This is a genomic window from Bradyrhizobium sp. DN3 (assembly GCF_041357655.1).
GTDB lineage: Bacteria > Pseudomonadota > Alphaproteobacteria > Rhizobiales > Xanthobacteraceae > Bradyrhizobium.
The window spans coordinates 1-21376 of sequence record NZ_JAULLN010000026.1 but is presented as its reverse complement, the minus strand read 5'-3'; the positions used below and the strand labels follow the sequence as shown (position 1 = coordinate 21376).

Here is a 21376-nt window from a genome sequence, read left to right as displayed (position 1 = left end):
CCTCTCCCCGTAAGAACGGGGCGAGGGAGCGCACTGCCGTTGCGGCCGCGGCTCGCATCACGCGTCGTCGCTGCATGCCGGCATCCATCACTGTCAATGGGCTGACGCCGCGCTTCGTTTTGTGGCACAAGGACCGCCATCGCCGACCCGACCAACGAGGCCACGCATGCCCGCGCCAAAACCGCCTGCCTTCGAGACCCTGAGCCTGCATGCGGGCCAGCATCCGGATCCCGTAACCGGCGCCCGCGCCGTGCCGATCTACCAGACCACGTCCTACGTGTTCCAGGATTCCGACCACGCCGCCGCGCTGTTCAACCTGGAGCGTGCCGGCCATATTTACACGCGCATCTCCAATCCGACCACCGGCGTGCTGGAGGAACGGCTGGCGGCGCTGGAAGGCGGCGTCGGCGCGATCTGCACCGCCAGCGGCATGGCCGCGCTGCATCTGGCCATCGCGACGCTTCTGAACGCCGGCGACCACATCGTGGCGTCGAGCTCGCTCTATGGCGGCACCATCAACCTCTTGGCACACACGCTGCCGCGCTTCGGCATCACCACCAGCTTCGTCAAGCCGCGCGATCTCGACGCGTTCCGCGCAGCGATCAGACCGAACACGAGGCTGGTGATCGGCGAGACCATCGGCAATCCCGGGCTGGAAGTGCTCGACATCCCTGAGGTCGCGGCGATCGCGCATGATGCGAAAATTCCGCTCTTGATCGACAACACCTTCGCCACGCCCTATCTCAGCCGCCCCGTCGAACTCGGGGCCGACATCGTCATGCATTCGGCGACCAAGTGGATCGGCGGCCACGGCATCGCGATCGGCGGCGCCATCGTCGACGGCGGCCGCTTCGACTGGCGTGGCTCCGGCAAATTCGGCGTGCTGACCGAGCCCTATGGCGGCTATCATGGCATCGTGTTTGACGAGCAGTTCGGCACCGCGGCCTTCATCATGCGCGCGCGCACCGAGGGCCTGCGCGATTTCGGCGCCTGCCTCTCCCCGACCAACGCGTTCCAGCTATTGCAGGGCGTGGAAACGCTCGGCGTGCGCATGGACCGGCATATGCAGAACACGCACCTCGTGCTGGATGCGCTGAAGGCCAGCAAGGCGGTCGACTGGGTGCTGCATCCCTCGCTGGAGGACCACCCTGACTATCAGCTTGCAAAGAGGCTCCTGCCGCGCGGCGCCGGCTCCATCGTCTCCTTCGGCATCAAGGGCGGGCGGCCCGCCGGGCGCAAGTTCATCGAGTCGCTGCGCATGATCAGCCATCTCGCCAATGTCGGCGACGCCAAGACCTTGGTGATCCACCCCGCCTCGACCACGCATCAGCAGATGGACGCCGAGCAGCTCAAGGCCGCCGGCATCGGCGAGGAGCTGGTGCGGCTGTCGGTCGGCATCGAGACGGCAAGCGACATCATCGACGATCTCAATCAAGCGCTGCGCATCTCGCAAAAGGTCTGACGCCATGAAGCTCTCCGTCAACGGCACTGAGGTGTTTGTCGCAACCGGCGGCCGCGACTTCGACAAGTCGCTGCCCGCGGTCGTCTTCATCCACGGCGCCGGCTTCGACCATTCGACGTGGGCGCTGCACACGCGCTGGTTCGCCCATCACGGCTTTTCGGTTCTGGCGCCTGATCTGCCCGGCCACGGCCGCTCGGCCGGGCCGTCGCTGTCGACCATCGCTGAGATGGCCGACTGGACGGCGGCGCTGCTGGATGCGGCTGGAGCCGCGAAGGCGCACCTGATCGGCCATTCCATGGGCTCGCTGATCTCGCTGGAGACCGCCGCACGCCACCCCGACAAGGTCTCCGCGCTGAGCCTGATCGGCACCGCCGCAACCATGACCGTCGGCCCGGATCTGCTGAAGGCCGCCGAAGCCGATGACCAGGACGCCGTCGACATGGTCTCGATCTGGGGACTCGGCTTCAAGGCCGAGCTCGGCGGCAGCCTCGCGCCGGGCCTTTGGATGCATGGCGGCGCACAGGCCGTGTTGAAGCATTGCGAGCCGGGCGTGCTGTTCAGGGATCTGTCGGCCTGCAATACCTATGCGAATGCGCTTCAAGCCGCCGCGAGCGTGAAGGTGCCGACCACGCTCATTCTCGGCGAGCGGGACATGATGACTCCGGCAAAAGCCGGCAAGGCGCTGGCGGCGGCGATCCCGCAGGCGAAGACCGTCATCGTGCCGGGCGCAGGGCACATGATCATGGCCGAGCGCCCGGATGAATTGCTGGCGGCGCTGCGGAACTGAAAAGGATCAATCGACGGCCTTGCGCGTTGCATCCCTGTGATTTCAAAGGGAACTCGACCCATGCCAAGACAGGAAATCATCCGCAAAGCCAAGCAGGACAAGCGCGCCGGCAAATCGGCAAGCACGCAGGCCGGCGAATTCGTCAAGGACGAAATCGACAAGATCAGGAAAGGCAAGCACGGCGCGCGGTCGACAAAGCAAGCCATCGCCATCGGCTTGTCCGAAGCGCGCCGCGCCGGCGTCGATCTGCCGCCGCCGCGCAAGGGGCGCACCAAGAAGTCGACGCGCCGCAGCGCCAAATATGCCTATGAGGCCGGTCAGGGCAAGCGCACCCCGAAGCGCCGGCCGCGCGTATCGCGCGCCGTCGAGAACGTCCTGAAGAAGGAGCCGCGCTCCACAGCGTCGCGCAGCGCGCTGTCGAAGCAGGCCAAGCGTGCCGCGAGCCGGCGAACCGCGGCGTCGCGTTCGGCCGCTGCGCGGAAAGCGAGCCACACCAAGGGCGCCAAGGCCCGCTCCGCTGCCGCCAAGAAGGCGGCACGCACCAGGACGCGCCGGCGCTGATCAGCTCAGACGCCGGCCGCGCTCGGAGAACACCGCGTGGGCGGCGCGCTCGGCCTCGCGCGCCGAACGGAACTGACGGCCTTCGAGACTGTCGAACAGGCGCTCCGAGGAGAAGAAGCGGAAGCCACGCGCGTCTCTGGTGATGATGCCGGCGGCGCGGTCTTGGATCTCGATGATGTAGGCGTTCGACTGAGTTTGGGACATGACTGCTCATTCGCCGAGGTTTCGGCGTTCCTGTCTTGCGATTTGCAATATTGGAAGCTGCTAGGAGGCGGTCAGCAACAACAACAGGCGCCGGTGGCTGCCGAGAAACAGCGACGCGTCATGCAAGCGTGCATGTCGCCTGGATTTCGCCGGTGATCGGTTCTCATATCGCGGCTTTAGCTCGAGGAGCAGTTTCGATGCTGCGAATATCGAGCGATTGCCGCGATTGGTCAATGAAATGGCTATCCATATTTGGCAGCGGCACGCCGGGGCGCTTCTCTCGCAGGAAGCGCTGACAGCCGGATTCATCTCGCGATGAGTTCAACACGTGCGCCCGGCCCAGCATGATAGGCTTCTCGCCGCTACGACGCAGAATTTGGGAGGTCCAGAGATGGCGGATGATCTGAAGGGGCGCACGGCGCTCGTCACCGGCGGCTCGCGCGGCATTGGCGCGGCCGTCTGTCGCGCGCTGGCCGAGGCCGGGGCCGCCGTGGCGATCAACTGCCGCGAGCAGATCGGTCAGGCCGAGCAGCTCGCAGGTGAGATCGGCAGGCAGGGCGGCCGCGCGATCGTGATCGCCGCCGACGTCTCGCAGCGCGAGGCCGTAGCCGGCATGGTCGAGCGCGCCACGGCCGGGCTTGGGCCGATCGACATCCTCGTCAACAATGCCGGCATCGCCATCACGCGCGGCGTCGATGATCTCACCGAAGACGATTTCGACCGGACCATCCTGGTCAATCTGAAATCCGTCTTCCTGTGCACGCAGGCGGTGCTGCCGTCGATGCGCGCGAGGAAGTGGGGGCGCATCGTCAACATCTCCTCGGGCGCCGCGCGCGGTGCCGGCGCCATCGGGCCGCACTACAATGCATCCAAGGCCGGTCTGGAAGGCCTCACGCGAGGTTATGCGGCGCGCCTCGTGAAGGAAGGCATCACCGTCAATGCGGTGGCGCCGTCATTGATCGAGACCGACATGATGAGCGGCCAGCAACAGCTCGTCAGCCGCATTCCGCTCGGCCGCTTCGGCACGGCGGAGGAGGTGGCGAAGGCGGTGATGCTGCTGGTCGATAATGCCTACATGACCGGGCAGACCATCGCGCTGAGCGGCGGCATGGCGTTTAATTGAGGGCACTTCGCCTCTCCCCGCTTGCGGGGAGAGGCCGGAATCCGCGCGTAGCGCGGATTCCGGGTGAGGGGGACTCTCCGCGAGTCCAACTATCACCATCGTTGCGGAAGCAGCCCCTCACCCCCAACCCTCTCCCCGTAAGAACGGGGAGAGGGGGAAGAAGCAGGAACGCCGTAGGGTGGGCAAAGCGGAGCGTGCCCACCATTTCTATCGCGGTGTTGGATAGGTGGTGGGCACGGCGCAAGTGCGCCTTTGCCCACCCTACGATTCCGGTGCTGCGGCATGGCGTTGGCGGCAGGCGCCCTCTTCACCTCGCCCCGCTTGCGGGGAGAGGTCGGATTGCGTCGAAGATGCAATCCGGGTGAGGGGGTACAGGTCTATCGACGATCTGATACGCGGAGAGAGCCCCTCACCCCGCCCTCTCCCCGCAAGAGCGGGGCGAGGGAGACGAGAGAGAACGGAGACTCACCACATCGTCGCGGCGGCGCGCGCGGGCCAGGCGCGATCATATTCTTCGCCGCCGACCTTGTTCTCGCTCATCTCGGCCAGGATCTGGCCGGGCGTCGGCAGGGTTTTCGGATCGACGCGCTTGTCTGGATTCCAGAGATCGGAGCGGACGATGGCGCGGGCGCACTGGAAATAGATCTCGTCCACGCTCATCACCATGACGCTGCGCGGCGCCTTGCCTTCGACCTTGAACGAGGCCAGCAGCTCGGGATCAATCGAGAGATGGGCGCGGCCGTTGGCACGAACCGCATTGCCGGAGCCGGGAATCAAGAACATCAGCGACACCCGGGGATCGCGCACGATGTTGCGCAGGGAGTCGACCCGGTTGTTGCCGCGGCGATCCGGCAGCATCAGCGTCTTGGGGTCATGGATGCGGACGAAGCCGGGCAGATCGCCGCGCGGCGAGCAGTCGATCCCCTCCGGCCCGATGGTGGCGAGCGCCGCGAACGGCGCCTTCTCGATGTAGATGCGGTAGAGCGGCGTGACATGGTCGGCGACTTTCACGGTCGAGGCATCGTTGGTGACACCATAGATGGCCTCCAGCTGTTCGACCGTTTCGATCACCGACATTCCACACTCCTGGTTGCGCTGGTTATTCCTGCCAGCCGTCGTTCCTGATCACCCGCAGGAGCTGGCGGCCATGATACTCCGCGCTGCCGGCGTTGAGGATGGTGACATCGGCCAGCGCCTGCGCATGATCGACGCTGCGCGACAGCCGTTCCGCGATGTTGCCGTCGCTATGTCGCGCCCGCGCGGCAAGCCGTTGCGCCAGCACGTCCGGCGGCGCCGTGATCGCGACCACCACGACATTGGCATAGGTTTGGCGCAACGCGCCGATCACCGTGCGCGAGACGTTGACGACGACCGTGCGTCCGGCACGGATATCGTCGTTGATCTCGAGCGGCAGCGCGTAGCAATGTCCGTGCGCCTCCCAGTGCACGGCGAAATCGCCACGCTGCTGCGCGCGGCGGAATTCGTCGGGGCCGAGCGCGACATTGTCTTCGTGACCGGAGGATTCCCGCGTCACGACGCGGCGTGGAAAGACGATATCGTGATCCTCACCACACGCCGCCTGCGCCAGGCGCAGCAGCGTATCCTTGCCGGCGCCGCTCGGACCAATCACGAGCACCAGCCGCCCGGGTCCGATCGCGCCCGCTGCATCCTGCGCCATGGCCGCGGTTTCGCTCATGCGACGCGGCTCCCTTCGCGCCAGACGCTGCGGACGACGGGAACGCTGCCGGCAACATGCACGCGGATCAGGTCGGCGCGCTTGCCGATCGCGACCTCGCCGCGATCGGTGAGTCCGACTGCATCGGCAGGCGCCTTGGTCACTGTGCGAATCGCCGACGGAAGGCTGATCGTGGGCACATGCTCGGGCAGCTGCAGCGCACCCATCAGCAGGCTCGATGGGATGTAATCCGACGACAGGATATCGAGCAGGCCTTCACGCGCGAGATCGACGGCGGCGATATTGCCGGAGTGCGAGCCGCCGCGCACGACGTTGGGCGCGCCCATCAGGATATCGATGCCAGCCTGGTGCAGACCGCGCGCGGCCTCCAGCGTGGTGGGGAACTCCGCCACGGCGACGCCGTCGCGCACGGCGTCCGCGACGTTCTCCTCGGTGGTGTCGTCATGGCTCGCCAGCGGAATCTTGTACTGATGCGCCAGCGCCACGATCTCGCGCATGTTGGTCGCTGCATATTGCTTCTGGTACTCGAAGCGCTTTGCGAACAGCTCGTCGAGCTCGGCGTCGGTCTTGCCGCCGCCCTTGCCGCGATAATAGTCGCGCAGCTTGACCTCGTCGCGGAACTGGCGCTGGCCGGGCGTGTGATCCATCAGCGACATCAGCTTGACATCGGGACGGTCGATCAGCTCCTTGGCCTCCTCGACCACGCTCGGCATCGGGATTTCGCAGCGCAGATGCAGGAAATGGTCGGCACGCAACAGGCTGGCATCGCGCGCAGTCGTGATTGCGGCGGCGAGCACGCCGGCGCGGCCGTCGACTTCCTCCGCGCCGTCCTCGCGCCAGACCCGGAGCGAATCGAACACGGTGGTGATGCCTGATGTGGCGAGCTGGCCGTCATAGGAGATGACGGCGGCGACCGGATTCCAGAACACTTTTGGCCGCGGCACGTAATGCGCTTCGAGATGGTCGGTGTGAAGCTCGATCAGGCCGGGCATGATGAGGTCGCCGCCGGCATCCTCGGCTCCGGCGGGCGCCCTGCCCTCGCCGATCTCGGCGATGCGTCCGCCCGCGAGAGCAAGCCAGCCCTGCTCGATCACCCGGTCGGCCAGCACGATCCTGGCGTTGGCGATGACGGTGTCCTTGGCGTTCATATCCATTCCCTTCAGGCCGCGGCGGCGAAGCTGGTGACATCGACGATGCGGTCGGCAATCAGATGACGGATTTCGTCGTCATGGACAATGGCGACCATGGCGACACCCTGGCGCTTCTTTTCAGTGACCAGCTCGACCACGACGGCGCGGTTGGCGGCATCGAGCGAGGCGGTCGGCTCGTCCAGCAGCAGGATCGGCAAATCCGAGATGAAGCCGCGCGCGATGTTGACGCGCTGCTGCTCGCCGCCGGAGAAGGTCGCAGGCGGAAGCTGCCAGAGCCGCTCGGAGATGTTGAGACGATGCAGCAGGCTGCCTGCGCGCTGCTGTGCTTCAGCGCGCGCCAGGCCGTTGACGATCAGCGGCTCTGCGACCACGTCAATGGTGGCAACCCGCGGCACCGCCCGCAGGAACTGGCTGACATAGCCGATGGTAGAGCGGCGAACGTTGAGCACCTGTCGCGGCTCGGCACTAGCGAGATCGATCAGCGCGCCGCGATGGCGGATACCGATGCGGCCGGAGTCGCAGCGATAATTGCCAAAAATCATTTTCAGGATCGACGATTTGCCGGCGCCTGATGGCCCCGACAGCACGACACATTCGCCCGGGGCGACGTGGAAGGTCACGCCGCGCACGACCGGCAGCTCGATGCCGCCTTGCAGGTGCATCGTAAAGGTCTTCTGGGCATCGGCAACGTCGATCATTGCGGTCATTGGGAGGCTCATGGCGGGAGAATCGAGGAGACGAGGAGTTGCGTATAGGGCTCGCGGGGATCGTCGAGCACCTGGTCGGTGAGACCGGTCTCGATAACGCGGCCGCCCTTCATCACCATTACGCGGTGCGACAACAGGCGCGCCACTGCGAGGTCGTGGGTGACGATGATGACGGCGAGGTGCAGCTCGGCGACCAGACTGCGCAGGAGGTCGAGCAGGCGCGCCTGCACGGAGACATCGAGCCCGCCGGTCGGCTCGTCCATGAACACCAGCCGCGGTTCGGTGACGAGGTTGCGGGCGATCTGGAGGCGCTGGCGCATGCCGCCGGAATAGGTGCGCGGCGCATCGTCGATGCGCGCGATATCGATCTCGACCCGCGTGAGCCAGTCCGACGCGGTATCGCGGATGCGGCCATAGTGATTCCAGCCGACCGCCATCAGCCGCTCGCCGACATTGGCGCCGGCCGAGACCGCCATGCGCAGGCCCTGCGCGGGATCCTGGTGCACATAGCCCCAGTCGGTGCGGAACAGGAAGCGCCGCTCGGCCTCGCCGAGCGTGGTGAGATCGCGAGTGATTCCGTCGCGCATCCGGTAGGAGACCTGGCCGGCGCTCGGCGCGAGCTGGCCCGACAGCATTTGCAGCAGCGTCGACTTGCCGGAGCCGGACTCGCCGACGATCGCCAGCACTTCGCCGGGATAGAGCGCGAAGGAAACGTCGCGGCAGGCGGCGATGCGGCCGAAGGACTTGCTCAGCGCCTCCGCGACCAGCAGCGGCTGGTCGTTTTCGAGCGTATCGAGGTCAGCCAAGTCTTGATCAACCATGTGAGCCCGCTTTCTCCTTGTACGGCGCGGCGCTCAGGCTGCCGTGATGGCCGGCGGCCTGCCGGCCCTCACAATAATCGGTATCCGAGCAGACGAACATGCGTCCGCCCCTGTCGTCGGTGACGATCTCGTCGAGATAAGAATTCTCCGCGCCGCACAGCGCGCAGGGCGCGTTGAAGCGGTAGGGCTCGAACGGGTGGTCCTCGAAATCGAGCGACACCACCTGCGTATAAGGCGGGATCGCATAGATGCGCTTCTCGCGGCCGGCGCCGAACAATTGCAGCGCCGGACAATTGTCCATCTTGGGATTGTCGAATTTCGGCGTCGGCGAGGGATCCATCACATAGCGCGCGTTCACCTTCACCGGATAGGCATAGGCGGTCGCGATATGGCCGAAGCGGGCGATGTCCTCATAGAGCTTCACATGCATCAGGCCGTATTCGGCGAGCGCATGCATGCGCCGCGTCTCGGTCTCGCGCGGCTCGAGGAAGCGCAGCGGCTCCGGGATCGGCACCTGATAGACCAGCACCTGGTTTTCATTCAGCGCCGTCTCCGGGATGCGGTGACGGGTCTGGATCACGGTCGCATCAATCGTCGCCGTCGTCGTGGCGACGCCCGCGGTCTTGGCGAAGAACTTGCGGATCGAGATCGCGTTGGTGGTATCGTCGGACCCCTGATCGATCACTTTCAGCACGTCCTCAGGTCCCAGGATCGCTGCCGTCACCTGCACGCCGCCTGTACCCCAGCCATAGGGCATCGGCATTTCGCGGCTGGCGAACGGCACCTGATAGCCGGGGATCGCGATCGCCTTGAGGATCGCGCGGCGGATCATCCGCTTGGTCTGCTCGTCGAGATAGGCGAAATTGTAGGCGGGCGCGTTCATTCCGCGGCCTCCTTCATGGCATCGGGCGCATTTGCATCCACGAACTCCTGGCGCAGCTTGCGGAGCAGGCCGAGCTCGGACTGGAAGTCGACATAGTGCGGCAGCTTGAGATGCTCGACGAAGCCGGTCGCCTGGACGTTGTCCGAATGTGACAGCACGAATTCTTCATCTTGCGCCGGGGCGAGCGCCTCCTCGCCAAGCTCGCGGGCACGCAATGCGCGGTCGACCAGCGCCATCGACATGGTCTTGCGCTCGCTCTGGCCGAAGGCGAGGCCATAGCCGCGGGTGAAGCACGGCGCTTCCGTCGCCGATCCCTTGAACTGGTTGACCATCTGGCACTCGGTCAGCTCGATCGAGCCGAGCGGCACGGCGAAGCCGACGTCTTCGGCAAAGAATTCGACCTCGACCTCGCCGAAGCGGATCTCGCCGGCGAAGGGATGGTTGCGGCCATAGCCGCGCTGGGTGGAATAGCCCATCGCCAACAGAAAGCCTTCGTCACCACGCGCGAGATTTTGCAGGCGCAGGTCGCGGTCTGCCGGAAAATTCAGCGGCTCGCGGGTGAGATCGCCGACGCCGGCGCCGTCTTCGGCATGCGGCGAAGACTCGATCAGTCCGTCCCGGCCGAGAATATCCGTCACGCGCGGCGTCGCCGCGGTCGAGGCTTCGGCTGTCGCCGGCGCCTCCGGCACAAAGCCTTCGGCGAGCGAGGGATCAAGCAGGCGGTGGGTATAATCGAAGGTCGGCCCGAGGATCTGGCCGCCCGGAATGTCCTTGAAGGTCGAGGACACCCGCCGCTGCACGCGCATGGCGCCGGTGTCGACCGGCTCGCTCGCGCCGAAGCGCGGCAGCGTGGCGCGGAAGGCGCGGACCAGGAAGATCGCCTCGATCAGGTCGCCGCGCGCCTGCTTGATCGCGAGCGCCGCCAGTTCGCGATCATAGAGCGAGCCTTCGCTCATGACGCGGTCGACGGCGAGGCCGAGCTGCTCCGAGATCTGGTCGAGCGTGACTTCCGGAACGCTTTGGTCACCGCGCCGCGCATTGGCGAGCAGGCGATGGGCGTTCTCGATGGCGCGTTCGCCGCCTTTGACTGCGACATACATGCTTCAACTTCCCTTGTTCGCGACGCGCGCGGTGCGCGGAATCGCGACCACGGCATCATCGGCGACCAGCACCACATCGAGGCCGCGCGGAAACAGCGGCTCGTTGAACCGCAGGCGCTCGAACAGGTCGAACGGCTTGATCGACGCCTGGAGCATCGCGGTGCCGTCGATGCCGGGCCCCCGCAGCTCGAAGCTGCGTCCTGAGCCCAGACTCTCGACCTGGAGGATCAATGTGGTCGAACGATCCGGATATTCGCTGGTGCCGAGCGCGAAGCGCTCGAGCGGCGGAAGCGCGGCGCCGTCGCCGATCAGCGCAAAGCTCGCAATCGACGTGTCCTGCACCACGGGCGCGCCGGTGTGGAACTTGAGCCATTTCACCACGTCGGAACTTTGCGCCATGCGCGAATCGAGCCAGAGCGGCGTGTCGTGGTCGAACAGCGTCAGCGCGATCGCAGCGGTGCCGCGCATCATCGTAAGGGGCGTTCCAGCTGTCGGCACGATGCGCTGGACCGAACCCGGCCGCGCCATCGCGTCCATCACCGAGCGGAAGGTCGATTGCGCCGACAACACCTTGTCGGCAAAACCCGGCGGCAGTTCCGCAATCGTGGTCATGATCTCACCCCTCACCGCGCACCATGGTGTAGAACTCAACCTTAGTCGCGGCAGTCTGCGCCGCCGCCTGCTGGCGCTTCGTCATAAGCTGCTCGCGCAACGGCGCGATCACGTCGCGCTCGACGGCTGCGCCGAAATCGCTGGACTGCACCAGCGCGTCGCACAGCGCGATCAGCCGCGCCTTCTCACCATCGCGGCCAAGGGTGTAGCCGAAGCCGACCTCGCCGCTCGCAAGCCGCACCGCAGCGCGCGACACCGTGGCTTCGCCGAGGTTGAACGGGGCACCGTCGCCGCCGACCCGGCCGCGCAGCATGACGAGACCGTTTTCGCCTTCGCGCAGATCCTGATGGGCCGGCAGGGCTAAGTTGCGGAGGCGAGCGGCGATCTCGCCCGCCTCCGCGTGCGCCAGCACGGCCATCGCGGCCTTGCGCTGGGCTTGCTGGTTGTTGCGTTGGGTCACCGGTTCACCGACCTTGCCGATTCTAAGTTGTCTATGATACTAGACAACTTCATAGTGGAGCGCCATGACTGTTTCGTGACAAAGGCGTGATTTCTGGGCTAGGCTGACCGGCGATATGAGCATGCAAGACACTGCATCGTCGGGCGTCGCGCTGTGGCGCCTCGTTGCCGACGGCATCGAGCGCGGCATTGCCGACGGCCGCTTTGCCGCCGGCGACAAATTACCGGGCGAGATGGAGATCGCCGAAACCTACCGCGTGAATCGCCACACCGTGCGGCGCGCGCTGGCCGCGCTTGCCGAGCGCGGCCTGGTGCGGGCCGAGCGCGGCAGCGGAACCTATGTCGAGGCGCAGAAGCTCGCCTATCCGCTGCGCTCGCGCACGCGCTTCTCCGAGATCGTCGGCGCCGGCGGCCGCGAGCCGCGCGGCCAGTTGATCGAGGCATCCGACGATGTTGCAACCCGCGAGCTGGCGCGCGAGCTCGGCCTGAAGACCGGCGCGCCGCTGGTGCGAATCGAGGCGATCCGCCTCGCTGACCGCACGCCGATCTGCGTCTCCACCACCTGGCTGTCGGCGGAATTGTTTCCCGGCGCCGGCGCCGTGTTCGCCGCGACACGCTCGATGACGAAATTGCTGGAGCACTACGGCATTCGCGACTACCGCCGCGGCGCGACCCGGATCACCGCCGGCATCGTCGACGCGACCGACGCCGCCCGGCTCGATCTTGCGCTGGGACGTCCGATCCTGGTGGTCGATGCGACCGACCACGCTCTCGACGGCAAGCCGCTGGTGACCAAGCACTCGCGCTTCGCCGCAGAGCGGGTGGAGTTTCTGGTGGAGTCGTAGGGGACGCCTCTTCACCCTCTCCCCTTGTGGGAGAGGGTGGCTCGCCGCGTAGCGGCGAGACGGGTGAGGGGTATCTTTCCGGACACGCCAATTTGAGTTCGTGGAGACATACCCCTCATCCGGCGCTTCGCGCCACCTTCTCCCACAGGGGGAGAAGGGAAGAGGAGTACGCACCCACGCTCAGGCCACCGCCCTTCGCCCAATAATCGCAAACCGCAGCTTGCCCGAGACGAAATCGATCGCGGCCACCGCAACCAGGATCATCAGGATCAGGAACGACACCTTCTGCCATTCCAGCACGCGGATCTGCTCGGCGAGCTGCAGGCCGATGCCGCCGGCGCCGACGATGCCGATGATGGTGGCCGAGCGGGTGTTGGATTCGATAAAATAGAGCACTTGGCCGGCGATCACGGGCAAAACCTGCGGCAGCAGGCCGAAGCGGATCTCGTGCAGCGCGCTGCCGCCGGAGGCGCGGATGCCTTCGACCTGCTTCTGGTCGGCGCCCTCGATCGCCTCCGAGAACAGTTTTCCAAAGGCACCGAAATCCGACACGGCGATGGCAAGCACGCCTGCGAACGGGCCCAGCCCGACCACATTGATCCACACCAGCGCCCAGATCAGCGTGTCGACGCCGCGGATCGAATCGAGGAAGCGGCGAACCGGGAAGCGCAGGATGATTGACGGTACCACGTTGCGCGCGGCGAGCAGGCTCACCGGCAGCGCGAACAGCGCCGCCAGCGTCGTGCCGAGCAGCGCGATCGAGAGCGTCTCGCCCAGCGCTTTCAGATAGACCGGCAGCGAGGAGCCGGGATCGGGCGGAATCATCATCAGGCTGATCCAGCCGAGCTGGCTGAGGCCGGCGAGGAACCGCGACGGCGAGAAGTCGAGATCGACCAGGCCGTAGGTGAGGATCGCGAACGCCGCGACGATCATCGCGGGCGTTGCAAGCCGCGCCGAGGCCGGCCGGTCGAATACATCGGGGTAGCGCGCGCGGATCTCTCGTGTGTCGACCTGCTGCGGCTTCGTCACGTCCGCGCCTCCTTGCCGAACAGGCGGCCGCGCAGCCAGCCGGTGGTGATGTCGATGATGAAGACGGTGACGATGATGGTGAGCAGGATCGCGCTGACGTCGGAGTAATAAAACTTGCGGATGGCGACGACGAGCTCCTGGCCGATGCCGCCGGCGCCGACAAAACCCATCACCGAGGCTTCGCGGACGTTGATTTCGAAGCGCAGCAGCGCGTAGCTGGCATAACCCGCGGTGACCTGCGGCACGACGGCGAAGCGCATGCAGGAGAGCCAGCTCGCACCGGTCGAGCGGATGCCTTCGACCGGCTTCATGTCGGCGTTCTCGACGATCTCCGAGAACAGTTTTCCAAGCGCGCCGGTGGAATGGATCGCGATCGCGAGCACGCCCGCCATCGGACCAAGGCCGAAGGCGATGACGAACACCAGTGCGAACACGATGCCGGGAACGGTGCGGGCGAATTCGAGCAGGCGGCGCACGACGAAGCGCAGCCAGGGCGCGGGCGAGGTGTTCTCCGCCGCGAAGAAGTTCAGGGCAAAGGCGAAGGTCGCGCCGATCAGCGTGCCGACATAGGAGATCAGCAGCGTCTCGCCCAGCATCCTCAGCCATTTGCGCCAGCCCCACAGCCACTCGCCAAAATCGGTCCAGACCCGTTGGCCGCTGTCGAGCGTGAGGATGCGGTCGAAATAGCTGATGAAGTTGCCGAAATACGTGAACAGCGTGCGCAAATTCACTTCGGCGCCGATCGCGGCAAGAACCAGCGCTGCGGCAAAGATACCGGCTCCCAACAGGAGGCGCCATCGCCTGCGCGCGACCGCCTGGCGATAGGCGGCGTTGAGCACGGCAAGCTGCTGCTCGGGGAGGATCGAAACCGCGACGGTCATCTTGTCAGGGAGAGTGGCCTGTAAAAAGAGAAAGAGCCGGGTCCGTCGACCCGGCTCGAGTAGCTCGTCCTAAGATCAGGACGCCTTCTTCTTACGCAGCGCATCGACGAACTTGATCAGCTCGATCGTGCCATCCCAGTCCTTGGTGGTGGCGGGATGAAAGCCTTTCTTCTGGCCATCGGAGAGACGGTCGAATGCTGCCTTGTCCTTGCTCGGAGCGTCGAAGAACGCCTTGGCGATGGCGGCCTTGGCATCTTCCGGGAGATCCGAGTTGTAGGCGTAGGGACCGTTGATGATCGGCGCCGACTTGTGGATGATACGGAAGTCGTCCTTCTTCATTGCCGAGCCATCGGCATTCTTCAGCATGCCCTTGGTCAGCATCTGCGCGAGCGTGGAATCATCGTCGCTGGTCCACTGGTTGGCGGCAACGTCGACCGTGCCCTGCGCCAGCGCCAGCATCGCGTTCTCGTGGCTACCGGTGAAGACGACCTTGCTGAAATAGCTATCGGCATCGTGGATGCCCATCTTGTCGAGCTCGAAGCGCGGCACATTGTTGCCGGAGGTCGAGTTCGGATCGACGAGGCCGAGATTCTTGCCCTTGAGGTCATCGACCTTCTTGGAGGCGCTGCTCGCCTTGACGAAGAACACCGAATAGTAGCCGGTCGAACCGTCGGCGTTGATGTCGTTGGCGAAGGCATCGGTCTTGACGCCGGTCAGACGTGCGCGCGCGAACGAGGCCGAGCCGTAGCTGGCAATATGGATGTTACCGGCGCGCTGGCCTTCGATGACCGCGGCGTAGTCGTTGGCGATGCGCAGCGTGACCTTCACGCCCAATTCCTTGGAGAGATAGCTCATGAACGGTGCCCAGCGCTCGGTGACGCCGGAGGCGTTCTCCGCCGGCACGACGGCGAAGGTCAATTCGGGATATTTGGCTTTCCAGTCGTCCGCGGAGGCGGAGGTCGTGAACGCAAGCGCGGCGGCGCCGGCGAGGATCAATCTGCGAGTGATCATGATACCCTCTTCATCGGTTGGGGTCGGTTGACGCAAAGACTTGAACTAAACAGGCGAGGCTCAGGCCGCCGCGGCCGTCCCGAGCGCCGGAACGCCCTCGGGCGCCGGGACAGGCATGCCGCCCATGACGTCGGCGGCTTCGAGATCGTAGAGCTCGCGCGCCACACGATCGGTCAGCGCGGACGGCGCGCCGTCGAACACCACGCGGCCCGCGGCCATGCCGATCAGGCGGTCGCAATAGCTGCGCGCCAGATCGAGCGAATGCAGATTGCAAAGCACCGTGATGCCGAAATGCTTGTTGATGCGCAGCAGCGCATCCATCACGATCTTGGTGTTGCGCGGATCGAGCGAGGCGATCGGCTCGTCGGCGAGGATGATATCGGGCTGCTGCACCAGGGCGCGGGCGATCGCGACGCGCTGCTGCTGGCCGCCGGAGAGTTGGTCGGCGCGCTGGGCGGCGAGCGCGGCGATGTCGAACTGCTCCAGTGCGGACATCGCCAGAGCCTTGTCCTGCTCGGGCCAGAGCTGCGACAGCGAGCGCCAGGTCGGCATCGTTGCGAGGCGGCCCATCAGGACGTTGGTGAGGACATCGAGCCGGCCGACTAGGTTGAACTGCTGGAAGATCATCGCCGAGCGCGCCCGCCACTGGCGCAACTCCTTGCCGCGCAGCGCGGTGACGTCGATGCCGTCGAACAGGATGCGCCCCTCGGTCGGCGTCACCAGGCGGTTGATGGTCCGCAGCAGGGTCGACTTGCCGGCGCCGGACCGTCCGATCACGCCGACGAAGCCGCCGGGGGAGACTTGAAACGAAGCGTCGTCCACCGCGGCTTTTGCGCCGAAGCGACACGTCAGACCTTCCACCACCAGCATGCAACGCTCCAGATTAACTGGAGCCCACCGCTAACGCCGGCGCTTAACACTTGTGTGACATCCGCGTTGCGGTGCGGCGATCCAACACACGTCATCCCCTGTCATCGCCGCGTCATGACATTGTCATCAAGCCGCTCGAAGAGGAACGCCCCGCCCTCGCGCTTCGGATACGACATGGCCGCCAAAGCTCTTTCGATTCAGCCGACCATCGATCCCTCGGCCAAGCTGCACGAGGCCAGGCTCGGCGCCTACACCGAGGTCGGCGCGCGCACGATCCTGCATGAAGTGACGATGGGCGATTACTCCTATGTCGTGAATGATGCCCAGATCACCTACACGACCATCGGAAAATTCTGCTCGATCGCGGCGATGACGCGGATCAATCCCGGCAATCACCCGATGCACCGCGCGACCCAGGCACACTTCACCTATCGTTCGAGCGCCTACTTCGAAGGCGAGAGCGACGATGTCGAGTTCTTCGACTGGCGGCGCCAGCATCACGTCCATATCGGTCACGACGTCTGGATCGGCCATGGCGCGATCGTGCTGCCGGGCCGCAACATCGGCACCGGCGCGGTGATCGCGGCCGGCGCGATCGTCACCAAGGACGTGCCGGCCTACACCATCGTCGCCGGCAATCCGGCGCGCATCGTGCGGCGGCGGTTCTCGGAGGAGATCGCCGGACGGCTCGCCAAGCTTGCCTGGTGGGACTGGGATCACGACAAATTGCGTGAAGCGCTGCCCGATTTCCGCAAGCTCGGGATTGAAGATTTCCTCGCGACATACGAAGCACGGGCGAGCTCTTTCACCGGTTCTCCTGCCAGCAAACGAAGCGCGGTCGCGTGACAGACATTTTCCTTGAAGGCGGCCGGGCCCTGATCGGCGCCGAGCTCGTCGAAACCTCACTGCTCGTGTCCGGATCTGATATCGCGCAGGTCGATGCCTCTCGCGGCCGCGCGCGGCTCGCCATCGACGCCCGCAACCTGCTGGTGTTGCCCGGCATCGTCGATCTGCATGGCGATGCCTTCGAGCGCCAGATGATGCCGCGCGCCGGCGTCGATTTTCCGATCGACGTCGCGCTCGCCGACAGCGACCGCCAAGCGATCAGCAACGGCATTACCACGGTGTTCCACGCCACGACCTGCTCGTGGGAGCCGGGCCTGCGCAGCGCCGACAATGCGCGCGGCCTGATGGAGGCGATCGAGCGGCAGCGTCCGCAATTCGCCGCCGACACCCGCTTCCACCTGCGGCACGAGACCTACAATCTCGATGCCGAGGTCGAGATCGGCCAGTGGCTCGCGGAAGGCCGCGTCGACCTGTTCGCCTTCAATGACCATATGGACGGCACCGTTGCCGATATGGCCAGGCCACGCAAGCGCAATCGCATGGTCGAGCGCACTGGCCTTTCGAGCGAGGAATTTGACCGGCTGGTCGAACGCGTGGTGGCGCGCGCCGCCGACGTTCCAGCCTCCGTGTCGCGGCTCGCCGCTACCGCCCGCGCCGCCGGTGTGCGGATGCTCTCGCATGACGACGCGACACCGGCGATGCGCCAGGAGTTTCGCGAGCTCGGTGCGTTGATCGCCGAGTTTCCGATCAACGAGGAAACGGCGCGGGCGGCAGCAAGCCACGGCGATGCCATCGTCTATGGCGCGCCGAACGTCGTGCGCGGCGGCAGCCACACCGGCTGGACCAGGGCATCCGACATGATCGCCAAGGGCCTCTGCTCGGTGCTGGCGTCGGACTATTACTATCCCGCACAGCTGCTGGCCGCATTCCGGCTCGCCGCCGACGGCGTGCTGGCGCTGGAGAAGGCCTGGGATTTGGTCTCTGCCGGGCCTGCCCGTGCAACCGGCCTTACCGATCGCGGCATCATCGCGCATGGACGCCGCGCCGACATGCTTTTGGTCGACGACAGCGTGAAGCTGCGGCCGCGGCTGATCGCGGTGATATCAGGCGGCAAGCTCGTGCATCTCACCGATGCAACGCGGCTGCTCGCCGCAGTGGCGATGCCACGCGAGACTGTCGTTGCGGCATGAATTGGCTATGCTGAGGCAATGACAGGTTTTCCCCGCTACGCGATCTATTTTGCCGCCGGCGCCGACAGCGCCGTCTCCCGCTTCGGCGTCGAGCTGCTCGGCTATGATGCCTATACCGGCGACGAGGTGCCGTTTCCGCGCGAGGCACTGCATGTCGCGGCCGACTGGCGCGACGTCACCGCCGATCCCCGCAAATACGGCTTTCACGGCACCCTGAAGGCGCCGATGACCCTGGCGGCCGGCAGGACCGAGGCCGAGCTCGCGGCGGCCTGTGCGGCATTCGCCAGCAAGCCGCGGCCGATCCCGGCGATCCGACCGGTCGTCGATTCCATCAGCGACTTCATTGCCGTCATTCCGGCCGAGCCGGTCGATGCGCTCCAGCAGCTCGCCGCCGATTGCGTTCGCGAGTTCGACTCGTTCCGCGCCGCGATGACGGCGGAAGACCGCGCGCGTCGCAGGCCCGAGAAGCTGAGCGAGCGGCAGCGCGACTATCTCGATCTCTGGGGCTATCCTTACGTCATGGAAGAATTCCGCTTCCACATGACGCTGACGGGACGGCTGGACGCCGAGCGCCGCGGGCCGATTCTGGAGATGCTGCGGACGCGATTTGCGTCGCTGAAGCTCGATACGCTGACGATCGATCGGATCGCGCTGTTCAAGCAGGATGATCCCAAGGCTCGCTTTCGCGTCATCGGCGAGTGGGCTTTGACGCGGTAGGCTTCACCGCCAGCTCGAGAGATTGAAGGTGAGCGCCACGACGCCAACCACGATGAGGCTGGCCGCCCAGATCAGATCCAGATTGAACCAGCTTCGCGAGACAAACCTCAATCCCAGATAGCGGTAGACCAGCCACGCCAGACATCCGCCCGCGCCGATCATGGCGGCAACGTGCACCAGAGACACCAGCACCGCCATCCCGAGACTTGCCTTCACAAGACTTGCCTTCATCAGCACGCCGGCGGCCTCATGGCCGGCATCGAGGTCGAAGGCTTGGCAGAGACCGAGATAGATCGGTACGAGCATCAAGGCGGCGCCGTGAGCAATGGCAACGGCAAATGACCAGAGCGCCAATTGCGTTGGCGGAATTCGGGCCAGCGTGCGCGGATGACGCCGCTCGATCAGCCGATAGACGCCAAAGCCGATGACGAGAAGGCTCGCACCGATCTGGATCGAACGCTGCCACTCGACTAGCACGAGCAGCAGCGCGAATGGCAGCAGCACGAGAAGCGTTGCCAGGAGATGCCCGGCCGCCAGAGCCAACAATGCACGGAAGAGCGCGCGCGGGCTCTTGTCCATGAGCCCGGCCGAAACGGCGAGCGGCCATCCCATCCCTGGATTGATCCCGTGATAGAGACCGCTCGCAACAAGCGCGAGCCAGAGCCAGCCAAGCGCCGGGCTCGCGTGTCCCCAATCTAGGCCGACGGGTAGCAAAAGGAGTCCGTCGAACAATCGCCGCCCTCCAGCCTGATCTGGTGCGCACGATATCCGTCGGGGAAGCTCACGAAGTAATCCTTGTCGAGCTCGAGGCCGCCGTCGCGACCGACATTGGCCATGACCTCCACGCCCGGAACCCCGTCGGGATAGAACTGGTCATCCCAGGTGGAATAAAGCGAATTAGTCCAGTACACGCGCCTGCCGTCGCGGCTGATCTCGACCATCTGCGGACCTGCCGCGAATGCCTTGCCGTTGGGATGGGGGGTGCGGCGCGCGATGCCGCCAATGTGGACCGAGCCTGCATGCTTTGGCTTGCGCGGATCACTGACGTCGTACTGGCGCATTTCACCCGTGCCCCAGCACGAGACATAGAGAAAGCGATCATCCATCGACAGGTCGATATCGGTTACCAGAGGCGGCACGGCACCAAAGCCCTGCAGCAGCGGCGGGAGCTTCTCCTTTGGCGCCGGCTCGGGCGGGATCGTCGCCGTCTTCTCCACGTGGAATGTCCCGCCGTCGCGCCACCAGGTCCAGATCGATGCTTCGAGATTGGTGGTGTCGACCACGACGCCGACGAAGCCGTATTCGCGAACCGGATCATGCGCCGGTCGTACTTCCAGCGCCATCTGATGATTGGCGCCGAGGTCGATGGTCTGGACGTTGCGACGGGCGCGAAGATCCCAGAAGTGGAGACGATGGCCATATTTATTCGCAAGCAGATCTTCCGGGACGATCCCGTTCTCGAACTGCGGCGGCAACGCCCATTCACTCGTCACCATGTAGTCGCGCGGCAGGTTCCACCAGAAATCATAGTGCAGCGTCTGCGGACCGCGGTCGATCTCCCATCGTCCCAGGACCTCGAACGTCTCGCAATCCATGATGAAAACACCTGGAGGACCGTTGGTGCCGTCTTTGCCGCCACCGCCCAGCGTGCTCACATAGATGCCGTCCGGCCCGCAATGGATGGTATGCGGCCGCGAGTAACCGGTCTTCTTGAAGACTTCCTCGGGCTCGATGATCTTGTGGATCTTGGCTTTGGTCGGATCCGGCTTGGTGTCGATGATGTAGATCCGCGACGAGCGCAGTCCGGGGATGATGAGATAGCGCCGCTCGATGAAGGCATGTCCGGCGAGCGGCGACAAGGCGGAGGAGCAGGCATTCCAGCCGAAGTGATGAAACTCATCGCCCTTGTTGGGCATCGTCACGGTGTGGACGATTTGGCTGTAGGTCGGCGATCCCGGCTTGACGTCGATGACCGCGAGAGCATCAGGTTTTGAGAAATCTGGACTGAGCAGCAACGTGTAGGCAAAGTTCTCCGCTGGTGCTTCCATCGCAAGCTTGGGCGATGCGTGAAAAGTGGGATCCGGCCTCATCGTCATGGCACTGCCTCCCTGTTTCGTTGGCTCGCTCCAACCTGGCTCGGGATAACGGCATAATGAAGAGGTGTTACGCGATGTCTCGGGATTGCTCCGCAGGGCCCTGGTTGGCGCGCATATAATATGTCATCGCCGGGCTGCGGGAAACGGGCGGAATCGCGTTAATTCGACGCCATCCGGCGAGATGGGCTGATGAGATGAGGGATGGTGCTAGAGTGTGCACCTCCCCCTCGCTGTCGTGCCCGCGAAACCCGGGCACCCGGCGGGGTATATTTTGGCCCCCACATGCCCCACCCCACCGCCACCGCAACCCCCGCCATGGGCACCA

Annotated in this window: 25 protein-coding genes; 8 read left to right on the top strand and 17 right to left on the bottom strand. The window is 65.3% G+C overall.

Annotation, left to right across the window (positions count from 1 at the left end; all coding sequences use genetic code 11):
- Positions 1-166 precede the first annotated feature (166 nt).
- Genes AAE027_RS30760 through AAE027_RS30750 form a run of 3 tightly spaced genes read left to right on the top strand, consistent with a single transcriptional unit; the run spans position 167 to position 2810 of the window.
- Positions 167-1462 carry an O-acetylhomoserine aminocarboxypropyltransferase gene (locus tag AAE027_RS30760; RefSeq protein WP_370989156.1) on the top strand — a complete coding sequence of 432 codons (1296 nt, stop codon included), beginning with the start codon at positions 167-169 and terminating at the stop codon, positions 1460-1462.
- 4 nt (positions 1463-1466) lie between these two features.
- The gene (locus AAE027_RS30755) at positions 1467-2249 is read left to right on the top strand and encodes an alpha/beta fold hydrolase (RefSeq protein WP_370989155.1); all 783 of its coding nucleotides are present in this window, start codon (positions 1467-1469) and stop codon (positions 2247-2249) included.
- A gap of 60 nt (positions 2250-2309) precedes the next feature.
- Positions 2310-2810 carry a DUF6496 domain-containing protein gene (locus AAE027_RS30750; protein WP_370989154.1) on the top strand — a complete coding sequence of 167 codons (501 nt, stop codon included), beginning with the start codon at positions 2310-2312 and terminating at the stop codon, positions 2808-2810.
- On the opposite strand, the gene AAE027_RS30745 is transcribed toward AAE027_RS30750, so the two are convergent.
- Both AAE027_RS30745 and AAE027_RS30740 read right to left on the bottom strand, forming a co-directional pair.
- Positions 2811-3014 carry a hypothetical protein gene (locus AAE027_RS30745; protein WP_091898584.1) on the bottom strand — a complete coding sequence of 68 codons (204 nt, stop codon included), beginning with the start codon at positions 3012-3014 and terminating at the stop codon, positions 2811-2813. It abuts the gene before it with no gap.
- Positions 3015-3177: 163 nt separating this feature from the next.
- The gene (locus AAE027_RS30740; protein WP_479714253.1) at positions 3178-3360 is read right to left on the bottom strand and encodes a hypothetical protein; all 183 of its coding nucleotides are present in this window, start codon (positions 3358-3360) and stop codon (positions 3178-3180) included.
- A gap of 45 nt (positions 3361-3405) precedes the next feature.
- Here AAE027_RS30740 and AAE027_RS30735 point away from each other — a divergent pair, with 45 nt between their 5' ends.
- A complete protein-coding gene (locus AAE027_RS30735; protein ID WP_370989153.1) occupies positions 3406-4137 on the top strand; it encodes an SDR family NAD(P)-dependent oxidoreductase in 732 nt (243 codons plus the stop codon).
- 465 nt (positions 4138-4602) lie between these two features.
- On the opposite strand, the gene AAE027_RS30730 is transcribed toward AAE027_RS30735, so the two are convergent.
- Genes AAE027_RS30730 through phnG form a run of 9 tightly spaced genes read right to left on the bottom strand, consistent with a single transcriptional unit; the run spans position 4603 to position 11525 of the window.
- On the bottom strand, positions 4603-5214 hold the full coding sequence (locus tag AAE027_RS30730) for a pyridoxamine 5'-phosphate oxidase family protein (protein WP_370989152.1): 612 nt from the start codon (positions 5212-5214) through the stop codon (positions 4603-4605).
- Between the two features lie 22 nt (positions 5215-5236).
- Positions 5237-5833, bottom strand: a complete 597-nt coding sequence (gene phnN / locus AAE027_RS30725) for a phosphonate metabolism protein/1,5-bisphosphokinase (PRPP-forming) PhnN (RefSeq protein ID WP_370989150.1) — start codon at positions 5831-5833, stop codon at positions 5237-5239.
- Positions 5830-6987 carry an alpha-D-ribose 1-methylphosphonate 5-triphosphate diphosphatase gene (locus tag AAE027_RS30720; protein WP_370989149.1) on the bottom strand — a complete coding sequence of 386 codons (1158 nt, stop codon included), beginning with the start codon at positions 6985-6987 and terminating at the stop codon, positions 5830-5832. Before AAE027_RS30720 ends, phnN begins: the two co-directional genes overlap by 4 nt.
- 5 nt (positions 6988-6992) lie before the next feature.
- Entirely contained in the window at positions 6993-7691 is a 699-nt protein-coding gene (gene phnL / locus AAE027_RS30715) for a phosphonate C-P lyase system protein PhnL (RefSeq protein ID WP_370989148.1), read from the bottom strand.
- Positions 7692-7699: 8 nt separating this feature from the next.
- Complete coding sequence (phnK, locus tag AAE027_RS30710; protein ID WP_370989147.1) at positions 7700-8512, bottom strand: phosphonate C-P lyase system protein PhnK; 813 nt, start codon at positions 8510-8512, stop codon at positions 7700-7702.
- Positions 8505-9395 (bottom strand): alpha-D-ribose 1-methylphosphonate 5-phosphate C-P-lyase PhnJ, encoded by an 891-nt coding sequence (locus AAE027_RS30705; protein WP_370989146.1) that lies wholly within the window; start codon positions 9393-9395, stop codon positions 8505-8507. Before AAE027_RS30705 ends, phnK begins: the two co-directional genes overlap by 8 nt.
- A complete protein-coding gene (locus tag AAE027_RS30700; protein WP_370989145.1) occupies positions 9392-10495 on the bottom strand; it encodes a carbon-phosphorus lyase complex subunit in 1104 nt (367 codons plus the stop codon). The genes AAE027_RS30705 and AAE027_RS30700 overlap by 4 nt, the downstream gene beginning before the upstream one ends.
- Before the next feature lie 3 nt (positions 10496-10498).
- Positions 10499-11107: a phosphonate C-P lyase system protein PhnH gene (phnH, locus tag AAE027_RS30695; protein ID WP_370989144.1), complete on the bottom strand. Its 609-nt coding sequence runs from the start codon at positions 11105-11107 to the stop codon at positions 10499-10501.
- Between the two features lie 4 nt (positions 11108-11111).
- Entirely contained in the window at positions 11112-11525 is a 414-nt protein-coding gene (gene phnG, locus AAE027_RS30690) for a phosphonate C-P lyase system protein PhnG (RefSeq protein WP_370989236.1), read from the bottom strand.
- 157 nt (positions 11526-11682) lie between these two features.
- On the opposite strand from phnG, the gene phnF reads away from it, so the two are divergent.
- Complete coding sequence (phnF, locus tag AAE027_RS30685) at positions 11683-12411, top strand: phosphonate metabolism transcriptional regulator PhnF (RefSeq protein ID WP_091898545.1); 729 nt, start codon at positions 11683-11685, stop codon at positions 12409-12411.
- A 180-nt stretch (positions 12412-12591) separates the two neighbouring features.
- Here phnF and phnE (AAE027_RS30680) read toward each other — a convergent pair whose 3' ends face one another.
- From phnE (AAE027_RS30680) to phnC, 4 genes are all read right to left on the bottom strand, one after another.
- Entirely contained in the window at positions 12592-13440 is an 849-nt protein-coding gene (phnE, locus tag AAE027_RS30680; protein ID WP_370989143.1) for a phosphonate ABC transporter, permease protein PhnE, read from the bottom strand.
- Positions 13437-14321 (bottom strand): phosphonate ABC transporter, permease protein PhnE, encoded by an 885-nt coding sequence (gene phnE, locus AAE027_RS30675; RefSeq protein WP_370989142.1) that lies wholly within the window; start codon positions 14319-14321, stop codon positions 13437-13439. Before phnE (AAE027_RS30675) ends, phnE (AAE027_RS30680) begins: the two co-directional genes overlap by 4 nt.
- Positions 14322-14396: 75 nt before the next feature.
- Entirely contained in the window at positions 14397-15332 is a 936-nt protein-coding gene (gene phnD, locus AAE027_RS30670; protein WP_370989141.1) for a phosphonate ABC transporter substrate-binding protein, read from the bottom strand.
- Positions 15333-15392: 60 nt separating this feature from the next.
- Entirely contained in the window at positions 15393-16202 is an 810-nt protein-coding gene (phnC, locus tag AAE027_RS30665; protein ID WP_370989140.1) for a phosphonate ABC transporter ATP-binding protein, read from the bottom strand.
- Between the two features lie 174 nt (positions 16203-16376).
- On the opposite strand from phnC, the gene AAE027_RS30660 reads away from it, so the two are divergent.
- Genes AAE027_RS30660 through AAE027_RS30650 form a run of 3 tightly spaced genes read left to right on the top strand, consistent with a single transcriptional unit; the run spans position 16377 to position 18955 of the window.
- Complete coding sequence (locus AAE027_RS30660) at positions 16377-17048, top strand: transferase hexapeptide repeat family protein (protein ID WP_370989139.1); 672 nt, start codon at positions 16377-16379, stop codon at positions 17046-17048.
- Positions 17045-18238, top strand: a complete 1194-nt coding sequence (locus tag AAE027_RS30655; protein WP_370989138.1) for an alpha-D-ribose 1-methylphosphonate 5-triphosphate diphosphatase — start codon at positions 17045-17047, stop codon at positions 18236-18238. The genes AAE027_RS30660 and AAE027_RS30655 overlap by 4 nt, the downstream gene beginning before the upstream one ends.
- An 18-nt stretch (positions 18239-18256) precedes the next feature.
- Positions 18257-18955 carry a DUF1045 domain-containing protein gene (locus AAE027_RS30650; protein WP_370989137.1) on the top strand — a complete coding sequence of 233 codons (699 nt, stop codon included), beginning with the start codon at positions 18257-18259 and terminating at the stop codon, positions 18953-18955.
- Positions 18956-18958: 3 nt separating this feature from the next.
- On the opposite strand, the gene AAE027_RS30645 is transcribed toward AAE027_RS30650, so the two are convergent.
- Positions 18959-19567, bottom strand: a complete 609-nt coding sequence (locus AAE027_RS30645) for a hypothetical protein (RefSeq protein ID WP_370989235.1) — start codon at positions 19565-19567, stop codon at positions 18959-18961.
- An 83-nt stretch (positions 19568-19650) separates the two neighbouring features.
- Positions 19651-21051: a selenium-binding protein SBP56-related protein gene (locus tag AAE027_RS30640; RefSeq protein ID WP_128940811.1), complete on the bottom strand. Its 1401-nt coding sequence runs from the start codon at positions 21049-21051 to the stop codon at positions 19651-19653.
- Between the last annotated feature and the right edge of the window lie 325 nt (positions 21052-21376).